This window comes from Gluconacetobacter johannae (assembly GCF_014174305.1).
GTDB classification, from domain to species: Bacteria; Pseudomonadota; Alphaproteobacteria; order Acetobacterales; family Acetobacteraceae; genus Gluconacetobacter; species Gluconacetobacter johannae.
This window is the reverse complement of sequence record NZ_JABEQH010000002.1, coordinates 105,455-125,467: the sequence shown is the minus strand read 5'-3', so window position 1 is coordinate 125,467 and position 20,013 is coordinate 105,455. Positions and strand designations below refer to the sequence as shown.

15 protein-coding genes and 1 pseudogene are annotated in these 20,013 nt (G+C 68.8%); 4 read left to right on the top strand and 12 right to left on the bottom strand.

From position 1 onward, the window contains the following. Window positions 1-23: 23 nt before the first annotated feature. Window positions 24-1,673, bottom strand: coding sequence for a ShlB/FhaC/HecB family hemolysin secretion/activation protein (locus tag HLH21_RS02105; protein ID WP_182940581.1), 1,650 nt, complete (start codon window positions 1,671-1,673; stop codon window positions 24-26). Between HLH21_RS02105 and HLH21_RS02100 the strand changes: the two genes are divergently transcribed. Both HLH21_RS02100 and HLH21_RS02095 read left to right on the top strand, forming a co-directional pair. Further along, window positions 1,660-1,923 (top strand): response regulator transcription factor, encoded by a 264-nt coding sequence (locus HLH21_RS02100; RefSeq protein ID WP_182940579.1) that lies wholly within the window; start codon window positions 1,660-1,662, stop codon window positions 1,921-1,923. The genes HLH21_RS02105 and HLH21_RS02100 overlap by 14 nt on opposite strands. Beyond that, window positions 1,916-3,583 carry a sensor histidine kinase gene (locus tag HLH21_RS02095; RefSeq protein WP_182940577.1) on the top strand — a complete coding sequence of 556 codons (1,668 nt, stop codon included), beginning with the start codon at window positions 1,916-1,918 and terminating at the stop codon, window positions 3,581-3,583. Before HLH21_RS02100 ends, HLH21_RS02095 begins: the two co-directional genes overlap by 8 nt. Window positions 3,584-3,611: 28 nt before the next feature. Here the strand turns inward: HLH21_RS02095 and HLH21_RS02090 are convergent, their stop codons facing one another. The 5 genes from HLH21_RS02090 to HLH21_RS02070 all read right to left on the bottom strand — a co-directional run bounded on the left by HLH21_RS02090 (window position 3,612) and on the right by HLH21_RS02070 (window position 10,500). Further along, on the bottom strand, window positions 3,612-5,219 hold the full coding sequence (locus tag HLH21_RS02090) for an alkaline phosphatase D family protein (RefSeq protein ID WP_182940575.1): 1,608 nt from the start codon (window positions 5,217-5,219) through the stop codon (window positions 3,612-3,614). 56 nt (window positions 5,220-5,275) lie between these two features. Then, on the bottom strand, window positions 5,276-7,498 hold the full coding sequence (locus HLH21_RS02085) for an FUSC family protein (RefSeq protein ID WP_182940573.1): 2,223 nt from the start codon (window positions 7,496-7,498) through the stop codon (window positions 5,276-5,278). A 148-nt stretch (window positions 7,499-7,646) separates the two neighbouring features. Next, the gene (locus HLH21_RS02080) at window positions 7,647-8,177 is read right to left on the bottom strand and encodes an adenine phosphoribosyltransferase (protein ID WP_182940571.1); all 531 of its coding nucleotides are present in this window, start codon (window positions 8,175-8,177) and stop codon (window positions 7,647-7,649) included. 132 nt (window positions 8,178-8,309) lie between these two features. Next, a complete protein-coding gene (locus HLH21_RS02075; protein WP_182940569.1) occupies window positions 8,310-9,617 on the bottom strand; it encodes a multidrug effflux MFS transporter in 1,308 nt (435 codons plus the stop codon). 172 nt (window positions 9,618-9,789) lie between these two features. Then, window positions 9,790-10,500 carry a TVP38/TMEM64 family protein gene (locus HLH21_RS02070; RefSeq protein WP_246379054.1) on the bottom strand — a complete coding sequence of 237 codons (711 nt, stop codon included), beginning with the start codon at window positions 10,498-10,500 and terminating at the stop codon, window positions 9,790-9,792. A 57-nt stretch (window positions 10,501-10,557) separates the two neighbouring features. Here HLH21_RS02070 and HLH21_RS16955 point away from each other — a divergent pair, with 57 nt between their 5' ends. Continuing rightward, window positions 10,558-11,658, top strand: a complete 1,101-nt coding sequence (locus HLH21_RS16955) for a COX15/CtaA family protein (RefSeq protein WP_246379053.1) — start codon at window positions 10,558-10,560, stop codon at window positions 11,656-11,658. Here the strand turns inward: HLH21_RS16955 and treF are convergent. Further along, window positions 11,590-13,629 (bottom strand): annotated as a pseudogene (gene treF / locus HLH21_RS02065) (alpha,alpha-trehalase TreF); the annotation flags it as partial. The gene HLH21_RS16955 and the pseudogene treF overlap by 69 nt on opposite strands. 200 nt (window positions 13,630-13,829) lie before the next feature. Between treF and tldD the strand changes: the two are divergent. Next, on the top strand, window positions 13,830-15,305 hold the full coding sequence (gene tldD / locus HLH21_RS02060) for a metalloprotease TldD (protein WP_182940567.1): 1,476 nt from the start codon (window positions 13,830-13,832) through the stop codon (window positions 15,303-15,305). A 54-nt stretch (window positions 15,306-15,359) separates the two neighbouring features. On the opposite strand, the gene HLH21_RS02055 is transcribed toward tldD, so the two are convergent. The 5 genes from HLH21_RS02055 to HLH21_RS02035 all read right to left on the bottom strand — a co-directional run bounded on the left by HLH21_RS02055 (window position 15,360) and on the right by HLH21_RS02035 (window position 19,956). After that, window positions 15,360-16,139 carry a pyridoxine 5'-phosphate synthase gene (locus HLH21_RS02055; protein ID WP_182940565.1) on the bottom strand — a complete coding sequence of 260 codons (780 nt, stop codon included), beginning with the start codon at window positions 16,137-16,139 and terminating at the stop codon, window positions 15,360-15,362. Then, window positions 16,136-17,128, bottom strand: a complete 993-nt coding sequence (gene pdxA, locus HLH21_RS02050; RefSeq protein ID WP_246379052.1) for a 4-hydroxythreonine-4-phosphate dehydrogenase PdxA — start codon at window positions 17,126-17,128, stop codon at window positions 16,136-16,138. Before pdxA ends, HLH21_RS02055 begins: the two co-directional genes overlap by 4 nt. Before the next feature lie 146 nt (window positions 17,129-17,274). Then, entirely contained in the window at window positions 17,275-18,681 is a 1,407-nt protein-coding gene (locus tag HLH21_RS02045) for a dipeptidase (protein ID WP_182940563.1), read from the bottom strand. Between the two features lie 132 nt (window positions 18,682-18,813). Further along, window positions 18,814-19,308: a protein-export chaperone SecB gene (locus HLH21_RS02040; RefSeq protein WP_182940561.1), complete on the bottom strand. Its 495-nt coding sequence runs from the start codon at window positions 19,306-19,308 to the stop codon at window positions 18,814-18,816. 60 nt (window positions 19,309-19,368) lie between these two features. Continuing rightward, on the bottom strand, window positions 19,369-19,956 hold the full coding sequence (locus HLH21_RS02035) for an NUDIX domain-containing protein (RefSeq protein WP_182940559.1): 588 nt from the start codon (window positions 19,954-19,956) through the stop codon (window positions 19,369-19,371). Window positions 19,957-20,013 lie beyond the last annotated feature (57 nt).

The following is a 20,013-nucleotide window of genomic DNA, read 5'->3' as shown; positions in this document are numbered from 1 at the left end:
CATGCCCCCGGCGGGGCGGGGGATCAGTACCCCACGGTCAGCGAGATATTGCCGAATGCCCCCTTGCTGCCGAACCCATCGGCGACACGCTGGGCCTCAAGCCCGTGCAGCCGCCAGCCGACATTCAGCAGCAGGCTGGCATAGCGCCCGACCATGCTGTGCAAATCCAGCCCGATGCTGGACAGGTCGGTCTCGTTCACCGCCTGCGGGATCGCGTGCACCTGCGAGACATGGCCGTAATCGTAGAACACACCCACCTGTTCGCGGTCGGACACGGCAGGGTGCAGACCCATCGCCTCCACGATGCTGAAGGCCGGCGTACGCACCTCGTTGGTCACGCTTACCCCCTCGCTGCCCAGCGCGGTGTCGGTGTAATAGCCCCGCGCGTTATACAGCCCGCCCAGCGCAAGCTGGTTGCTGTACATCAGGTTGCTGCTGGAAACCTGGCCCGTCGCCTGCAAAATCCACGACACCCCCGCCGGCAGCCATGTGGTCCGCGTCAGGGTCATCGTGTCATACACGTACCGGTCGCTGGACCCGGGCACCAGAAGCTGGAAATCCCGCTTGCGGTTCGCCCCGCTCAGCCCGCCGGGGCTCAGCACCAGGTTGTTCTGGAAACTGGTCTGGCCATACGGGTCGTCCAGCACCGCGTTGTACAGGATCGGAAACTGGTCCACTTCCGCCTGGCCGGCATAGGCCTGCGTCCCGCCGAATTCCAGCGCGTTGTTGGTGGTCTTGAAATCGAAACCAACCTGGATGCTCTGGGTCATGCGCGTCCGCGCGCCGAACCGGAAGGACGGCAGGTCGTGGATATAACGCACGCTGGCCTGCCCGCTGTGCCCGCTTTCGTCCATTCCGGCGGTAGCCGACCGCAACAGCGGCCTTTCCCATGAATACGACCCGAAAACCTGCACCCGGTCATGCCACGGCAGCGGCGCCGTCCAGTTGACGGCATGGCCGCTGTAGCGGTCGCTGGCCGCATGAGTGAACTGGTAGGACAGGATCTGGTCCAGCCCCGCCACATTGCCCCATGTGCCGCCCAGCGCCCATTCCGACTGCCCCAGCATCGGCACGCCGGCATTGTCGTACGACCCGTACACATGAACCGGCAGCCGGTCCTGCGTCCGCAGGACCACATCGGTCGTCCCCTGCGTGCCCCCCGGCGAAAACAGCGCGTCCACGGTGCGGAACGGGTTGCCGTTCAAGCGGTCCATACCGGCCTGCACGTCGTCCAGCCGCAGGATCGTCCCCGGCACCAGCCCGCTTTCGTCGCGCAGCAGGTCGCTGGAAAACCACTTGTTCCCCTCGGGCCGCACCGCGCCCAGCCGGTATTCCGTCACCACCATCTGCACCACCCCGCCGCCGACATTCTGCGGCGGAATGGTCACATAGACGAACGGACGGCCATTGGCCTTGTACAGGGTGCTGACCGCCTGCGCGATGGCGTCCAGGTCCGCGAAGCGCACCGGCTTGCCCAGCCGGCCCGCCATCGCCTGCGCGAAGCCCGCCTGCCCCAGCAGCGGCAGCCCCTCATGGATGATTCCACCCACCCCGGCGGGCATGCCGCCGGGCCGCATGGCATGGGCGTCGGACACGAACACCAGCCCCTTCAGCACCGGCACCACCACTGCGCGCGACGGCGGCAGCCCGATCAGCCCGATGATCGCCAGCAAGCTGCTGGCGCGCTTTCGCCCGCATCTGCCCTCACCCGCCGAACGCCAGCCGTCGACCCTGTCGGAACGCGAAAGAAACGTGCTGCATCGCGTGGCCCAGGGCTTCACGGTCATCGAGGTCGCGCAGCAGCTCGATCTGTCGGCCCATACCGTGCAGACCCATATCCGGCGGATCTATACCAAGCTCGCCGTATCCTCGCGGATCGAGGCCATCACCATCGCCCGGCGCCAGGGATGGCTCGATGCCTGACGGGCCGGCCGGCGATATGTACCCCGCCGGGACCAGCTTCTATCTTCCACGCTGGAAGACCGAGGGACGGCTCGCCCTGTACCAGAACGGCCTGCTGGTCTGGCGCACGCATGGCGACGTCGTCTGGGACGGCGCCAACCGCCCGCTCATGGTGGACCTGCCGTTGTCCGGACCGTCGGTCGTGCTGCTACGCATGGACACCCTGCCCGGCCTGGGCGGCGGCATCACCCGGGCCTGGGCCGGTGCCCACGACGCGCTGTACTGGCGCTACCGTATCCGGCTGGTGCTGCAATGCGTCGTGCCGGGCGTGCTGGCGGTCGTGCTGCTGTCCATGGCCACGATCCTGTTCTTCGTCGCCCTGGCCAGGCCCGATCGGGACCCGTATCTGCTGTTCGTCGCCGGGGCCGTGCTCTATGCCGTGCGTATCACCCATCTGCTGGTACCGCTCGACCCTGCGGTGCTGTCCCCCGCCTGGTTCGGCTGGGCCACCGTCAATTCCATGGACTGGCTGATCGTCGTCAGCTGGCTGCTCTGCTGCCGCATGGCCGAGGTCACGTTCCCCCGGCTCCAACGGCTGCTCGTCGGGGGCATGACGGCCTGTACAGTCGTGGCGTCGCCGCTGTTCTTTTCATCGGCTTCCATCTCGGCCCTGGCGCTCGCCGCTTATGGCTTCTGCTTCATGCTGTCGCTGCCTACCATCCCGTTACTGCTGGCCGCCATGCGGCGGCGACGTTCGCGTTCCGGCATGATGCTGCTGTTCTGGCATTCGATCATGTTCCCCGTCGCCATTCATGATGCGCTGATGGTCGATTTTCGAATCAGCATCGAACATGTCTATCTGGTTCCCTATGTCGTGCCCGATCTGTTCCTGAGCTGCCTTTACGTGCTGTGCCGGCGCTATATCGACGCCCTGACCCAGGTGGAACGCAGCAACCTGGTTCTGGAATCGCGCCTGCGCGCACAGGAACGCGACCTGCGCGACAGCCACGAACATCTGCGCCAGATCGAACAGCGCGAACTGCTGGTGGCCGAACGCCAGCGCCTGATGCGCGACATGCACGACGGGCTGGGCTCCACCCTGACCGGCGCGATCAACATGGCGCACATGGCGGCCCCCCACGCCACGATCCGCCAGACCTTGCAGGACTGCCTGCATGACCTCAAGCTGACGGTCGATTCGCTGGAACCGGTGGATGCCGACCTGCTGATATTGCTGGCCAAGCTGCGCTTCCGCCTGGCGCCCAGCCTGCAGGCCCAGGGTGTCGCGCTGGAATGGGCGGTCGTCCCCCTGCCGCCGCTGGGATGGCTGACGCCATCGTCCGCCCTGCATATCCTGCGAATCCTGCAGGAAGTCGTCACCAACATCCTCAAGCACGCGCAAGCCGGGCGGATCGCGGTCTCGACGCTGGTCGACGGGTCGCGCGTCGCCGTGCTGGTCGAGGATGACGGCATCGGCTTCACCCCCGAAGAGTACCACGCCGAGGGGCGCGGGCTACGCAATATCCGCTGGCGTGCCGAAACCCTGACCGGCCGCGTGGCCTGGCAACCGGCCGCGGTCGGCACGTGCTTCACGCTATGGCTTCCGGTCGAACGCCCCAACGATACCGGACAGATTCGCGAAAAAGAGGAAAAAGCCGAACTCTTGACACTGGGCCGATGATACTCATGGCCTGATGTCGCAAGCCGTGTCAGGCAAGCAGAATCTCCGGAGAGCCATTTTCGACAACAAACCTGTCCGCCGTCCGCACCTGTCCGCCCGGTCTGTCGGTATGCGAAATCAGCCGCGTTTCCACCAGCATGCGCGTGGGCGTGAAGGTGCATCTCAGATAGCCCCGATGCAGAGAATCATAATGCTGGACATGCGGATTGTCCGGCAGCGCATTTCTGATGGGCGCCGCGAGTGGCTCCGGCCACAGGGAACTGATTGAGGTGCCCAGAAACTCCGGCATCACCCCCGACCGCGGATCATCGCCGGCGCGACGCACAACCCGCGATACCAGGGTGGAATGAAGATCGCCGGACAGCACGGCGGGGTTCGGTGTCCGGTATCGCTGGATCGTATCCAGGATCCGTTGGCGATTGGCGTCATAGCCGTCCCAACTGCCAAGGTAGCGGTAAACGTCATTGTCGTGGCGCATGTTGATCGGCGACATCATGACTGTCGAGCCGATAACGTTCCAGCGTGCCGGCGCATGGCGAAGCCTGCCCGTCAGCCAGGCCTCCTGAGGCAAGCCGAGCATCGTGCGGCGCGCATCGACGGCGGCCGGGCAGGCTTGTTCATAAACCCCGAAGCCGAAACGCGGGTCCGAATGACTCTTGCAGATCGTCTCGTCGCCCCGAAACTGCCGCGTGTCGAGCAGATTGAGCCGGACAAGACGGCCGAGATCCATCCCGCGATAAATCCGCATCGAAGGGTGACCGGGCCGCGCCGGATGGCGGACGGGCAGGAATTCGTACCACGCCTGATAAGCCGCCGCACGACGCGCGAGCAGGGCAGGGTCCCGCGAATCCTGTTCCAACGCGTCATGATTGTCGGGCAGCAAAACGAACGGCAGGGATTCATGCGCGGCGATCAGAGCCGGATCGGTCCGATAAAGCGCATGTCGCGCCCTGTACTCCGCCAACGTCATCGGGAGGCGGGACATCTCGTGCTGGCGAACGCCGCCGCCCCGCGTCACATCATAGATGTAATCCCCCAGATGCAAGACGAAGTCAGGGTCGTCCTCCACGATACCCCGGTAGGCATCGAAATAGCCATTTTCCCAATTCTGGCAGCTCACCAGGGAAAATTGCGCCGAGGCAAGATTTTGATCCGGGGACGCAAGAGTCTTGGTGCGTCCCACCGGGCTGCGTTCTCCCCCGAGATAAAATCCATAATAATAGGTCTGCGCCGCCTGCAATCCCTGGACATGGACATGAACGCTGAAACCCAGGGCCGGTCGCGCCAGAGCCACTCCCGACTGGACGACGTGCACCAGGTCCCGGTCTCTGGCGATCACCCATTCCACCTGGATGGGAGTGCGGGAGATGGGTTCGGGGTCGAACGCCGACCTTGCCAGGCGCGTCCAGAGCACGACGCTCGATGCAGAGGGGTCTCCGGACGCCACCGAAAACGGAAAGCTGGTGTAGTCAGACGCAAAAGCACGGCGCAAGGGCCTGCACAAGGCAGGGGCGGCCAGGATGCCGAGCCCGACGGAGCGTCTTGTCGGAAGATGTCGGGCGGCTCCGGAAACCGATTTCATCTCGTCATGTTCCGCCGCCGGAAGTTGCGCCGGCGTCTCGCCAGGAAGGGGCATGTCGTGATTGCTCACCGCGGGTCGGCGCGCATGACGGCACCGCAACGACCCCCTTGTCAACCCAGTGCGGAATCCAGATAGGGGCTGGCGGCGTCGAAGAACATCTGGTTGGTGTCGAGTTCGTACGAGATCACGTTCAGGCTCGACAGCGCGCGGTCCATTTCCAGCCGGGTGGCCAGGTTCGCCTCCCGCCCGGCTTCCGAGGTGATCCGCTGGATCGCCAGTTTCGCCGCCCGCGCCGTGCGCCCGTAGTGGCCGCCATAGCGGCCGCTGAACTGCGCCATGCGGCCCATCATTTCCTCGATCACCTGCCGGGCCTGCGGCGGCAGGACGTTGCGCGCCAGCACCGCGCGCAGGCGGATCACGTTCAGCCCGATGGTCATCGCCGACAGGATGCCTTGCAGGTAGGCGTCGATCACCGGTTCGGGCGTCTGTTCGGCATTGGTCAGAAGACGCACGAAGCGGTCCACGTTGCGTTCGACGACATACAGCGGCGACGGCAGCGTGTGCGAGCGCGCCAGCAGCCGCAAGCCCTTCAGGATGCCGGTACGCATCTGCCAGCGCATGCCGTTGGTGTCGAACGGCAGCACCAGCCGGAACGTCCACATCGCGTACCACAGCGCCAGGATCAGCGGCATGGCGGTGTTGAAGAACGTGATTTCATCCAGGCGGGCCTGGTTGCCCGGGCCGATCAGGATGGGCAGGAACAGATTGTACGACACCGCCGCCAGGATGATGGTGGGGTAGGCGAAGGCCAGCCCCCCCGCCAGCATCGGCAGGCTGAGGCACAGGGCCAGCATCTCGTAGGTCGAGGGGGTGGCCAGCACCCACAGCACCAGCACCCCCGACACGCCCACCGCCCACAGGGCCCCGGTCAGGAACGCCTGGGTCGCCAGCGCCGGCTTCTCCAGCGTCGCGAACAGGCTGCAGACGATCGAGACGAACATCAGGAACGTCAGCCCGTCGCGCCAGCCGGTGGCGATCCAGATCACCCCGGCGCCAAAGATCGTGACCGAGGCCCGCAGGCTGTTGGCCAGCGCCTGCTGCCAGTCGCGGAAGGTGCGGATGCGGTAATGGAAATGGTCGTGCGGCAGCGGATGGAGGCTGGCCTCGAACTGGATGATCGCCTGTTCCAGGTCGTCCAGCATCGCGTCCAGCGCGTGCTGCAGCATCCTCTGCCGTTGCAGGATCGCCGCCGCGTCGGCGGGCGCCGGCGGCCGGGTGTCGCTGCCCATCTCCTCGCCCAGCGAATCGGCGATGCTCTGCCGGCAGTCGGCCCGCAACGCCCCCAGCCGGTCCAGGACCGGACGGACGTCGCCGCCCTCCAGCCGGGCGGGCAGGTCCAGCAGGAACGTCCGTACCCCCTCGGCATTGGCGTGGAACCCGTCGGCAGGCGCGCCGCCCGGCATCTGCATCAGCGCCGCCAGGTCCAGCCCGCGCGACAGCAGCACCGCGATCCGCGCCAGGGCCGCCCGGGCATGATCGCCTTCGTGCCCGTGATGGCGGCCCAGTTCGACCTCGGCGAATTCGATCTGGTCGCTGAGGGTGGTGATGGTGGCGAATACGCCCCGCGCCCGCGTCAGCACCTGCCCGTCGCCGGCCAGCAGCGCCGCCAGCGACCGGGCCGCGCCGTCGATGGCGGTCAGGAAGTTGTGCGCCAGCCGGTCCCGCGCCCGTTCGCCCAGGCGGAACTGGAACAGCGCGGACACCGAGGTTTCCAGCACGATGCCCAGCACGATATAGGTCGCGCGGGCCATGGCGATCTGGAAGATATGCTCGGGGTCGGCGATGCCGTCCAGCGCGATGATGGCGTAGGTGAAGCCGCTGGCCCGCATGCCGTGGATGCGGTAGTTGGTCATGGTCGCCGGCCCGGGCAGCAGCGTGCCGACAAAGCAGAACAGGCCGATGCCCACCGCCAGCGCCACGATGAACAGCAGCGGCGACTGCGGCAGGGCGGCGACCAGCGCCACCGCGCAGATGGTGCCGACGACCATCCCGAACAGGTGCCAGCGCGCCTTGGCGACGCTCTTGCCCCGCGTGCCCTGGGCGACCATCCAGACGGTCAGGGCCGCCCATTGCGGACTGCCCAGTTCCCACCACAGGGCGATGCCCAACGCGACCAGCGACGTGATCGTGGTCCGCAGCGCGTAGCCGAAGGTGACAAGGTCGGGGGCGAACAGCCAGCGCAGATGGTCCTGCCGCCGGGGGCCGCCCGACCACAGGCGGGACCACAGGTCGCCGACGCGGCTCCGGGCCAGGGTCAGCGCAAGACTCCTCATCCCGGCATCCCTGCTCCCGCGTGCAACGCCACCCCCTGCGACGGTTCCCCTGCCTGTCTAGATCACGCGCCCGTCGCCCGGCAGGCAACGTTCCGCATAACAGACTTCTCCAAACCGAATTTTTCCGGCCGGAGGAAGTCTGTCCCGATCAGTCGTCGTAGGACACCAGGGATTCGACCGGGATGTCCAGGCGGTCGCGCCCGCCCAGCGCGCGGATCTCGATCAGGGTGGCGGCGCCGACGACGTTTGCCCCCACCTTGCGTAACAGCGCGACCGACGCCGCCAGCGTGCCGCCGGTCGCCAGCAGGTCGTCCATCACCACCACCCGCTGCCCCGGGCGGATCGCATCGGCCTGGATGTGCAGGGTGTCGCTGCCGTATTCCAGATCGTATTCGTGCGACACCGTCGCCCCCGGCAGCTTGCCCGGCTTGCGTAGCATCACCAGCCCGCAGCCCAGGCGGCTGGCCAGCGGAGCGGCCGTCAGGAAGCCGCGCGATTCGATGGCGGCCAGCATGTCCGGCGCCCAGGGCGCGACCGCGCGCGTCATCCGGCCCATGGCCACCTGCCAGGCGTCCGCATCCCGCATCAGGGTCGAGATGTCGTAGAACAGGATGCCGGGCTTCGGAAAATCCGGAATGCCGCGAATGTGCTGCTTCAGGTCCATCGTGGCGGTCGTCATGTCCGTGTCCAAATCCATCCCATGCGAAAAGCCGGCCCGGACCTGATGTCCGGACCGGAAAAATTCCGTCCTGCTGTAGCCCGCCGCCGCCGCCGCCCGCAAGCCCGCAGGGGCCGCCAGGGCCGGGACGCATCAATGAAGGACGGGCATGTCCGGCAGCGTCGCCGCGTCGTTGGGCGCGCGCGCGGGCCGCATCAGCACCATCATCAGCATGATGACCGCCCCCAGCAGCATGACGCCCGCCATCGGCACCGGGTTGCTGGCCGGCAACATGCCGACCACGGCCCCGGCAACGGCGCCCAGCACATATTGCAAGGTGCCGATGAAGGCCGCGGCGCTGCCCGCCAGGCGCGGATGGTCGGCCATGGCGCCCACCGTCGCATTGGGGCCGATGATGCCGGTGGTGCCCAGCGCCACCATCATCGTCAGGATCAGCGGGATCAGCGCCAGGCCGTGCAGGAGGGCGCCGCCCCGCATGGCGAAGGCCATGACGATCGACACCACCACCATCGCCACCGTGCCCAGCACGGCCGTCCCCACCGACAGGCCCAGGATACGGGTCGCGTCGATACGCCCCACCAGCATGCCGTTCAACTGGGACGCGCCGATCATGCAGACGGCGAACACGCCGAACAGCATGCCGAACTGCGCCGGCGAGAAGCCGAACAGGTGGATGAACACCGACGGCGCCTCGGACAGGTAGGTGAACGACATGAAGGCCGCGAAGCCCGCCACCAGGGCGTTGGTGATGAACCCCCGGTCGCGCGCCAGCGTCAGGTAGCGGCTGGCCAGCGCCACCGGCGGTATTACGCTGCGGTCGTCCGGCGCCAGGGTTTCGGGCAGCACGCGCGCGACCAGGAAGATGCAGATCAGCCCGTAGACCGCCGATGCCCAGAAAATGGACCGCCATGTGGTGAACGACAGCACGAAGCCGCCGAGGGTGGGGGCCAGGATCGGCACCACGCCCATGACCAGCACCAGCCGCGACATCAGGCGCGCGGCCTCGTTCCCATGGGACATGTCGCGCACGCAGGCGCTGGGGATGACCAGGCTGGCCGACGCGCCCAGCGACGCCAGCAGCCGGAAGCTGGAGAACGTCCAGATATCCGGCGCCAGGGCGCAGCCGGCCGAGGCCAGGGTATAGACCAGCGTGCCCACCAGCATGGGCATGCGCCGGCCGAACCGGTCGGACAGCGGGCCCATCGTGATCTGCCCCACCGCCAGGCCGACGAACCAGACGGCGAGCGTCATCTGCGCCGACCCCGCCGGGGCGTGCAGGGACGCCTCCAGCGCCGGGAAGGCGGGAAGATAGATATCCGTCGATACCGGACCGACAGCGGTCAGAAAGCCGAGCAGGATGGCGATCCAGCTCATGGGCGTGGCAGTCTGGACGGCGGCAGGGGCATCGTCGGATCTCGCGGCTATCGCGGAAGACGCCATGGCGGCACTCCGTAAGAGATCGTCGGGCCCTACTATCCCAGCGACCCTTCGCATTTCATCATCTAAATACAGTAAGGCTGCAATTCGCTGTACGCGGTGCATCTCCGCAACAGCCCGCCCACCCTGCCGTCCGTCCACAGGACCGGCCAAACCCGGCGGGAACGTGGCGATTTCAGGACATGTCGCGGGCGGCGCCCCCCACCATGCCGCCCCGCCGCATCAGCCACAGGCCCAGCGCCCCGGACGCCGCGAACAGCATCGCCGCCAGCGCCACCTGCCACCCGTGGCCGATCCGCGCGCCGCTGCCCAGCAGCACGAAGACAATGGTCTGCGGCAGGCTTCCGGCAAGGGTCGCCAGGACAAAGGACCGCGCCGGGGCGGCCGACACCCCGGCCAGCAGGTTCAGCATCAGGGCCGACCCCACCGGCAGCAGCCGCAGGGTCAGGATCGTGGCGAACGGATTGGCCGAAACCAGGCCATCCAGGCGCGCCAGCCGCCGGCCCAGACGCCCGCCCAGCCACCGCCGCACCGCCGCCCGCCCCACGCACCGCGCCCATGAAAACCCGGCTACCGCCCCCGCCACCGTCGCCGCCGTGGCGAATCCGACCCCGGCGAACGGGCCGTACGCCACCCCGGCCGCGAAGCAGACCACCTGGCGCGGCAGGCCCAGCGCGCAGAACAGGGTGCCCACCAGAAGGAAGATCGTCCGCCCCCATGCCCCGTCGCGCAGCAGGACGGTATCGGTCATCAGCCCGTGCAGGCCGGGGGCGAAGCGCAGCAGGGTGCCCGCCGCCATGAATGCGGCCACCATCAGGGCCGGCCGCGCCAGCGCGCGCATCCCGCCGGGGGCGTCCGGCGGGTCCTGGGGATCGGAATACGGCATGGCCTGCGCCCTAGCACCGCCTTGCGGCCGGCCGCAAGGGCGGTCTAAATCGACCGCATGTCCGCAAGCATTTCCTACCGTCGGGCCGGCGGCCGCGACGACGCAACGCCCGTGATCCTGCGAAACCGCCGCCGGGTGTCGGCCTGGCTGTTCGCCGTGTGCTTCATGCTGATCGGCATGATCGCGCTGGGCGGCTACACCCGCCTGACCGGTTCGGGCCTGTCGATCATGGACTGGCGGCCGGTCACCGGCATCGTGCCGCCGCTGACCCATGCCGAATGGGAACGGCAGTTCGCGCTGTACCAGACCATTCCGCAGTACAAGATCCTGCATGACGGCTTCGGCCTGTCCGGGTTCCAGAAGATTTTCTGGGCCGAATGGACGCACCGCTTCTGGGGCCGGATGATCGGGCTGGTGCTGCTGGTGCCGCTGGTGTGGTTCGCGGTGACCGGCGCGCTGACGCGCGGGCTGGTCGCGCGGCTGGTCCTGTTCTTCGTGCTGGGCGGGCTGCAGGGGGCCATCGGCTGGTTCATGGTGGCCTCGGGCTTCAACCCCGACAGCACGGCGGTGGCGCCGGTGCGGCTGGTGCTGCATCTGTGCTGCGCCTTCGCACTGTATATCGCGATCCTGTGGACCGCCCTGTCCGTCCGCACACCCGTCGCCCCCTTCATCCCGGCCACGCCGCCGGTGGTGCGGACCCGGCGGCTGGTGTTGACCGCCACCGTGCTGATCGGGATCACCATCATCGCCGGCGGCTTCACGGCGGGGACGCACGCGGGCTTCACCTACAATACGTTCCCGCTGATGGACGGCCGCCTGATCCCGGCCGGCTATGCGCGGCTGACGCCGTTCTGGCTGAACTGGTTCCAGAACATTCCCGCCATCCAGTTCGACCACCGGCTGCTGGCGACCGCCACCGCGCTGGCGATCGGGGCCTGCGTGTTCACGGGCCTGCGCGCGCCGCAGGTCGGCAAGCCGGTGCACGACGCGCTGATGCTACTGGGCTGGGCCGTGCTGATCCAGTACGCGCTGGGGGTCACCACCCTGCTGCTGGTCGTGCCCGCCTGGGCCGGAACCGTGCACCAGACCTGGGCCGCCGTCCTTCTGACCGTCGCCATCGTGACCCTGCACCGGCTGCGCGGCGTCGGCCGGGCCTGACGGACGGCCCGGCGCGGCAGGCGGGACCGGGGCCGGCGGCACCTGGGCCATGGGCACCGGGGCAGGATCGACGACCGGGCCTTTCACGTCATAGGCATTGACCGGCGGCAGTGGCCGGGCGGTCGGCTGGTCGGCGCGCGGATTGCGGTCCAGCACCACACGGGTGTCCTGCGGATAGCGGTTCATCAGGCCCAGCAAGGTGCCGTTGGTCCAGCCGAAGCCGACCTGCATCGGGTATTCGCCACCGCCCTTGCCGCCGGTCGGGCTGATCGCCGGGTTCACCACGTCATATTTTTCCAGCAGCACGCCGGATTTTTCGTAGGTGCCGATCACCCGTTCCATCCAGCGCGTGGCGATCTCCTGCGCCAGGTCGTCGATCCCGTACTGGTTCAGGCCCTTGATCGCCATCCATTGCGTCGGCGCCCAGCCGTTGGGCGAATCCCATTGCTGGCCGCTGACCCGGTCGGTGGTCGCCAGCCCGCCGATTTTCAGCAGCCGGGCGCGCAGGGTCGCGGCGACGGCCTTCGCCTGGTCCGGCGTCGCCATCTGCAGGAACAGCGGCATGACCGTCGCCCCCGACAGGACCGGCGACAGCGCGCCCTTCTTCCAGTCGTAATCGAAGAAAGCCCCCTGCCTGTCGTCCCACAGAAGGCGGCGGATGGCCTCGACCCGCGTCGCGGCCTCCTGCGTATAGCGGGCGGACAGGGCCGTGTTCCCGTTCAGGGCATAGGCATGCGACAGGGTCTGTTCCAGATGCGCGATCAGGCAGTTCAGTTCGATCGGCAGCAGGTCGGTGGTGTGGATGCTCGACAGCGTGTGTCCGTCGGCCAGCCAGCGGGACGAAAAATCCCACCCCGTCTCGCCCCCGGCGCGCAGGTCGCGATAGACCTCGGCCGCCGGGCGGTTGGTCGCGGCGGCGGTGGCGATGTCCTGGGGGTAGCTTTCGTCGCGCGGGGTCGACAGATCGTCCCAATGGCGGTTCATCAGCGTGCCGTCGGGCAGGCGCACGACATGGCGATAGGCCCCGCCCGGCGCCACCTGCGCCGCGCCGTCCATCCAGTAATCGTACTCGCGCTGCAGTTGCGGCAGGAAGGTGGTGTAGGCGACCTGCCCGTCATGCATCGCCAGCAGATCGACCATCAGCGCGAAGAAGGGCGGTTCGGACCGGCCGAGGTAATAGGTGCGGTTGCCGTTGGGCATGTGCCCGTACCGGTCGATCAGCGAGGCGATGTCGCGCACCATGCTACGCATCAGGTCGATCCTGCCGTCCTCGTACAGGCCGATCATGGTGAAATAGCTGTCCCAATAGTACATCTCGCTGAACCGGCCGCCGGGCACCACATAGGTGTAGGGCAGCGGCAGCAGCGAGGAATGGGCCACCAGCGTGTCGGGCGGGCGGCTGAGGACCTCCCACATGCCGGTGATGTAGTCGCGCACGCTTTCGTTCGGCCGGCGGCGGTAGGACACGGTCCGGCGCGGCGCGACCGAGAAATGCTGGGCCACGAAATCCTTCAGCACGAATCCGGGGCGGGCTTTCTGCGCGTCGTAGTCGGCCAGCAGCGCGTCCGGGGCCTCGTCGGGGATGGCGTCGGCCACGGTCTTGGCGTCGTCGAAGACATGGGCCGCCCCGATGGCGGCGAACAGTCCGTCCAGCGCGATGGAAGGCGGGCGCAGGTCCTGCTGGTCGGCCGAGGGCACCGCCACCGCCGGGCCGGCGGGACGCGGCGCCAGGGGGGCCAGATAGACCGCCGGCGGCGGAAGGGCCGCGCCGAACGGGGCGACGGCGGCGACCGGGGGCGGAAAGGGGGCGGGCAGAAGGGCGGCCTGCGCGGCGCCGTCCTGCATGACATCCTGGGCCGCCGCCGGCGCGACGACGGCCGGCAGGATGGCCAGAAGGCCGGCCAGACAGGGTGCGATGCGGACGCGGGACCATGCGGAGGCGAGGGGACGGGTCGGATCGGGCACTGTCACGGGGCGCGGATTCCTCGGTCGGTCAGGAACTTGGCGAAGTCAGGATGCCTTGCGGCGGCGAGATCGGAAAGAAAAACAGACCGGATGGAGGGAAGTTCACCCCTTCGGCGCCTGCCGGCGCTGGCCAATCGGACGGTTTCGCCCCATGTCGGAATACGACTATGACTTGCGTTGACCGACCGCCGTCCGGAGACCGCCCGATGCCCTCGACCGCTCCTATCCTGAATCCCCCCTTCCTGAATCCATTGACCGCCACCGACCGTCTGTTCTTCGACCGGGCCGGGGCCACCCTGGGGCGCACCGAGGCCGAAAGCCTGGTCCGCCGCACGCTGGAAGGCATGGATGACGGCGAGCTGTTCCTGGAATATCGCGAGAGCGAGATGATCTCGCTGGATGACGGGGTCATCCGGTCGGCCACCTTCGACACCTCGTCGGGGTTCGGCCTGCGCGCCATCCTGGGCGAGGAAACCGGCTTCGCCCATGCCGACGAACTGAGCGAATCGGCCCTGCTGCGGGCGGCGGAAACCGTGACGCAGGTCCGCGCCGGGCGCTCCGGCGTCATGGCCGCCGCCCCGCAGGCGACCAACCGGCACCTGTATGGCGACGCCAACCCGCTGGGCGAGACCGATTTCGCATCGCGCGCCGCCCTGCTGTCGGCGCTGGACGGCTATGCCCGGGGGCGGGATTCCCGCGTCGTGCAGGTCTCGGCCTCGCTGGCCGCGGAATGGCAGGCGGTGCAGATCATCCGCGCCGACGGCCAGCGCGTCGCCGACCTGCGGCCGCTGGTGCGGCTGAACGTGTCGGTGGTGGTGGAAAAGGACGGCCGGCGCGAAAGCGGCGGCCATGGGCTGGGCGGGCGCTATTCCTACACCCGCCTGCTGGACGAGGCCGTGTGGAAGGGCGCGGTGGACGAGGCCCTGCGTATGGCGCTGGTCAACCTGGACGCCGTCCCCGCCCCGGCGGGCGAGATGGAGATCGTGCTGGGGGCGGGCTGGCCCGGCATCCTGCTGCACGAGGCCGTGGGCCACGGGCTGGAAGGCGATTTCAATCGCAAGGGCACGTCGGCCTTCGCCGGCCTGATGGGCAAGCGCGTCGCCGCCCCCGGCGTCACGGTCGTCGATGACGGCACCCTGCCCGACCGGCGCGGCAGCCTGACCATTGATGACGAAGGCACGCCCTCGGGCCGGACGGTGATGATCGAGGACGGGATCCTGACCGGCTACATCCAGGACCGGATGAACGCCCGCCTGATGGGCGTGCGCCCCACCGGCAACGGCCGGCGGCAGTCCTACGCCCACGCCCCCATGCCGCGCATGACCAACACCATCATGCTGGGCGGCGACGCCACGACCGAGGACATGATCCGCTCGACCAGGCGCGGCCTGTACGCCGTCAATTTCGGCGGCGGCCAGGTGGACATCACCTCGGGCAAGTTCGTCTTCGCGGCGTCGGAAGCCTATCTGATCGAAGACGGCAAGGTCACCGCCCCGGTGCGCGGCGCCACGCTGATCGGCAACGGGGCCGACGCGATGACCCGGGTGACGATGATCGGCGGCGACATGGCCCTGGACCCGGGCATCGGCACCTGCGGCAAGGCCGGCCAGGGCGTGCCGGTGGGCGTGGGCCAGCCGACGCTGAAGATGACGGGGCTGACGGTGGGCGGGACAGGGAAGTAAAGGTCGGGCTCCGCCCGAACCCGGCAAGGGCCGCGGCCCTTGCATCCCATTCGTTTATAAGTCCTGGGTTTCCAGGTGGTTAAACCCTTTCCTTCCCCGGTCCATCTCCTGTCGCATTCGCGCGATGACGGCGGGCAGGCCGTCGAAGATCGCCTGGCCGATCAGGAAATGGCCGATATTCAGTTCCACGATCTGCGGCAGGGCGGCGATCGGGCCGACATTGTCGTAGGTCAGGCCGTGGCCGGCATGGACCTCCAGCCCGGCCGCGTCGGCCGCGAGGGCGGCGGCGCGCAGGCGGTCCAGTTCGCCGGCGCGGCCTTCGGCATAGGCGCCGGTATGCAGTTCCACCACCGCCGCGCCGATGGCGGCCGAGGCCGCGATCTGCGCCGGGTCGGGGTCGATGAACATCGACACGCGGATGCCCGCCTCGCCCAGCGCACGGACATGCGGCGCCAGGGCCGCGACCTGGCCCGCGACATCCAGCCCGCCCTCGGTCGTGACCTCGGCCCGGCGTTCGGGGACGATGCAGCACGCATGCGGCCGCAGGGACAGCGCGATGCCCACCATCTCGTCCGTCGCGGCCATTTCCATGTTCAGCGGGGCGGCGACGTCGGCGCGCAGGCGGGCGAGGTCGGCATCGCGGATATGGCGCCGGTCCTCGCGCAGATGGGCGGTGATGCCGTCCGCACCGCATGCCGCGGCCAGGCGGGCGGCCTCCACCGGGTCGGGGTGCGTGCCGCCGCGCGCGTTGCGTACCGTCGCCACGTGGTCGATGTTGACGCCCAGCCGCAGCCCTTTGGGCCGGAGCATGCGGGACGAAGTGGAATCGGTCATGCGGCCCCCCTGTTGCGCGCCATGTCATCCGCCAGGCGCAGGGCGGCCAGCAGGCTGGACGGGTCGGCGACCCCCTGTCCCGCGATGTCGAACGCCGTCCCGTGGTCGGGCGAGGTCCGGACGATGGGCAGACCAAGGGTCACGTTCACCCCACCCGCCATGTCGATGGTCTTCAGCGGGATCAGCGCCTGGTCGTGATACATGCACAGCGCCACGTCATAGCGCGCGCGGGCCGGCGGCGTGAACATGGTGTCGGGCGGCCAGGGACCGGTGACGGCGAACCCGTCGGCACGTAGCGCCGCGATGGCCGGGCCGATGATCGTCTGTTCCTCGTCCCCCATCACCCCGCCCTCGCCGGCATGCGGGTTCAGGCCGGCGACCGCCAGGCGGGGGGACGCGATCGCGAAGTCACGCCGCAGGGCCGCCGCCGCCGTGCGCCCGCAGCGGACGATGTCCGCCGTGGTCAGGCTGTCCAGCGCACGGCGCAGCGACACATGCACCGTCACCGGCACCACCCGCAGTTCGGGACAGGCCAGCATCATGACTTCCTGCCCCGCAACACCACAGAGTTCGGCCAGATATTCCGTATGGCCCGGATGAGGGAACCCCGCCTGCTTCAGCACCAGCTTGCTGATCGGATTGGTGACCATGGCCGCGACCTGGCCGGCCTGCGCCAGGCGCACCGCGCGTTCGATGCTGCCGGTGATGGCCGGCGCGTTGGCGGAATCGGGCTGGCCCGGCAGGGCGGGCCGCACCAGATCGACGGGCAGGACCGGCAGGGCATCGGGGAAGACCGAGGCCGCTTCGGCCATGTCGGAGACCGCGCGCACCGGGGCGTGGGCGGACAGCAGGGCGGCGTCGCCCGGCACGACGAAGGCCGGGCCGTCGCCGACACGCAGGGCGCGCCAGGCGGCGGCGGTGATCTCCGGCCCGATCCCGGCCGGATCGCCCATCGTCAGCGCCAGCATCGTACGCCTGCCGTCTGTCATGGTGCCACTATCCTATGAAATGGGGTCTCTTTCGGGCTCCGCCCGAACCCGCAAGGGGCCGGCGGCCCCTTGACCCCGATCTGTTTCAACGACTGGTTTCCAAAGGCGACTGCCTTTGGCGGGGTGCGGGGCAGAGCCCCGCTTACTTACGCATCGGCCAGCGCCCCCAGCACCCGCACCCACGAACGGATGCCGCGATGGAACGAGGTCAGGTCGTATTTCTCGTTGGGGGAGTGGATGCGGTCGTCCTCCAGCGCGAAGCCGATCAGCAGCGACTCCATGCCCAGGGCCTGCTTCACCTCGGACACCACCGGGATCGACCCCCCGCTGCCGACCGTGACCGCCGGATGGCCCCATTCGGCGCCCAGCGCGGCCAGCGCCGCGCGCAACGCCGGGCCGTCCGACGGCACGACGCTGGCGGACGACCCGCCGTGGGCGGCGAAATCGACGGTGCAGTCGGCCGGCAGCAGCCCGCGCACATGGTCGCGGAAGGCGGCGCGGACCTGGGCCGGGTCCTGCCCCGCGACCAGCCGGAACGACACCTTGGCCGAGGCCTGGGCCGGCAGCACCGTCTTGAACCCGTCGCCGGTGTAGCCGCCGGTCATGCCGTTGATTTCGAAGGTGGGGCGGCACCAGGTCTGCTCGATCGCGGAATAGCCGCGCTCGCCCGCCGGCACCGACAGGCCCACCGGGCCGAGGAAGCCGGCGTCGGACGGCGCGATGGCCTGCCATTGGGCGCGGACTTCGGCCGGGGGGTCCTGCACCCCGTCGTAGAAGCCCGGCAGGACGACGCGCCCGCTGTCGGCATCGCGGACCGAGGCCAGGATGCCGCACAGAAGTTCGATCGGATTGCGCGCGGCGTTGCCGTAGATGCCCGAATGCAGGTCGCGGTTGGCGCAATGGATGGTCACATCCTCGCCCACCATGCCGCGCAGGGCGGTGGTGATGGCCGGCACCCCGCCCTCGAGCATCGAGGTGTCGCAGATCAGCGCCACGTCGGCGCGCAGTTCGTCGCGATTGGCCTCGAGGAACGGCAGCAGGTTGGCGCCGCCGCTTTCCTCCTCGCCCTCGATGACGACCGAGACGCACAGCGGCAATGTGCCCCGTTCGGCCCGCAGGGCGCGCAGGGCCTCGACAAAGGTCATGACCTGCCCCTTGTCGTCGGACGCGCCGCGCGCGACGATCCGCGCCGTGCCGTCGGCATTACGGACCAGTTTCGGGTCGAACGGCGCGGAATGCCACAATTCCAGCGGATCGACCGGCTGCACGTCGTAATGGCCGTAGAACAGCACATGCGGCCCCTCGGCCGCGCTGCGGTCATGGGCGACGACCATCGGGTGGCCCGGCGTGTCGCGCACCGAGGCGTCGAGGCCGATCGCGGTCAGCTCCGCGCACAGCCACTCCGCCGCCCGGCGGCAGTCGCCGGCATGGGCCGGCTGGGCCGAGATGCTGGGAATCCGCAGGAAATCGAACAGCCGGTCCAGGCTGGACTCCAGCGTGCGGTCCACCCTGTCCAGCACCGGGTTCAGGTCGCGTCCGCTCGTCATGCCCATCGTCCCATCCTCGATCCGGCGTCGCGGCGCCTCAGTGCGGCACGACGATCGAGGGGAATGTGCGAACACGGCGCGGGAAATGCAATCCGTGGGCCGTCGGATCACCAGCAGGATGAATTTTAAACCAGCCTCTCAGGCAGCGGCGCGGCGGATGCGATACAGGGCGGCGAAATCCACCTGCTGCATCAGCACCGGCGCGAACCCGGCCTCGCGCGTCAGGTCGGCCAGCACGTTGCGCGCGGCCGGGAAGATCATGGCCGGCACCTCGATCAGCAGCAAAGGTTCCAGCGCGGCCGGGGTCGCGCCCTGCAGGGACACCAGGGCGGCGTAGGCGATATCGGCCTCGAACACCGCACGCGGCGGCCCCTGCCCGGCCGAGGCGTTTGCCCGGCAGCGCAGGGTCAGCGCGACCTCGAACAGGGTGGCCGATCCCTCCACCTGCCGGGCATCGACATCCAGGTCCAGATGCAGGGCGGGCAGCCCCTTGGGGGCGGCATGCACCCCCGGCGCGGCGGGAACCGCGAAGGCGACCGATTTGACGTACTGGCTGACGATCAGCGCGCGGGGCGTCGGCGGGGATGATGACGCCCCGCCGGGAAGGGTGTCGACGGCATGTCCTTCGGTCATGGGGTGCTGCTGCTCCTGCGCGTGAAGCGCAAGCCTGCCGGACGATCATGAACCGAAGGTTTAGGAAACGGGAATCCACCCCCGGGCGCGCACCAGCGCGACGGCGGCCAGGGTGACCATGCAGGTGATTTCGCCGTCGCGGATCATGCGTTCCATCTCGGCCAGGGGAACGGTGTGGCTGGTCATGTCCGCTTCGGTGGCCTCGCGCCGGGGCGGCCCCTGCGTCAGGCCGGTCGCCAGATAGACATGGCCCCGCTGGGTGGAATAGCCCGCCCCCTGGTACAGGATGCCGGCATGGCGCAGGGCAAAGGCGCGCAGGCCGGTTTCCTCCTCCAGTTCGCCATGGGCCACGATTTCGGGGTCGGTGTCGGGGCGGTGCTCCCACATGCCCATCGGCAGTTCCCACAGCCGCGCGCGCACCGGATAGCGATATTGCCGGACCAGCGTCACGGTCGGCCCCTCCGGCCCGTTTCCCAACGGCAGGACCACGACGAATTCGCCGCGTTCGACCACGCCGTACAGACCCTCGCCGCCATCGGGACGGCGGATGATGTCCTCGCGCAGGCGGGTCCACGGGTTTTCGTAGACGATGCGCGACGACAGCGTGACGAACCCGCCCGTGTCGGACCCTTCGGTGTCGTCGGTCATGCGTGCTCCTCTGCTCCGGGTCCGGACGATCATGACGCACGGTGGGGTGGGCGCGTC

Coding starts and splice junctions, on each gene's coding strand:
- HLH21_RS02045 (WP_182940563.1), bottom strand. CDS start 18,681: ATGGGCATGACGAGCGGACGCGACCTGAACCCGGTGCTGGACAGGGTG.
- HLH21_RS02040 (WP_182940561.1), bottom strand. CDS start 19,308: ATGACCGAAGGACATGCCGTCGACACCCTTCCCGGCGGGGCGTCATCA.
- HLH21_RS02095 (WP_182940577.1), top strand. CDS start 1,916: ATGCCTGACGGGCCGGCCGGCGATATGTACCCCGCCGGGACCAGCTTC.
- HLH21_RS02035 (WP_182940559.1), bottom strand. CDS start 19,956: ATGACCGACGACACCGAAGGGTCCGACACGGGCGGGTTCGTCACGCTG.
- pdxA (WP_246379052.1), bottom strand. CDS start 17,128: ATGACAGACGGCAGGCGTACGATGCTGGCGCTGACGATGGGCGATCCG.
- HLH21_RS02080 (WP_182940571.1), bottom strand. CDS start 8,177: ATGACGACCGCCACGATGGACCTGAAGCAGCACATTCGCGGCATTCCG.
- tldD (WP_182940567.1), top strand. CDS start 13,830: ATGCCCTCGACCGCTCCTATCCTGAATCCCCCCTTCCTGAATCCATTG.
- HLH21_RS02055 (WP_182940565.1), bottom strand. CDS start 16,139: ATGACCGATTCCACTTCGTCCCGCATGCTCCGGCCCAAAGGGCTGCGG.
- HLH21_RS02090 (WP_182940575.1), bottom strand. CDS start 5,219: ATGCCCCTTCCTGGCGAGACGCCGGCGCAACTTCCGGCGGCGGAACAT.
- HLH21_RS02100 (WP_182940579.1), top strand. CDS start 1,660: ATGATCGCCAGCAAGCTGCTGGCGCGCTTTCGCCCGCATCTGCCCTCA.
- HLH21_RS02070 (WP_246379054.1), bottom strand. CDS start 10,500: ATGCCGTATTCCGATCCCCAGGACCCGCCGGACGCCCCCGGCGGGATG.
- HLH21_RS02085 (WP_182940573.1), bottom strand. CDS start 7,498: ATGAGGAGTCTTGCGCTGACCCTGGCCCGGAGCCGCGTCGGCGACCTG.
- HLH21_RS02075 (WP_182940569.1), bottom strand. CDS start 9,617: ATGGCGTCTTCCGCGATAGCCGCGAGATCCGACGATGCCCCTGCCGCC.
- HLH21_RS16955 (WP_246379053.1), top strand. CDS start 10,558: ATGTCCGCAAGCATTTCCTACCGTCGGGCCGGCGGCCGCGACGACGCA.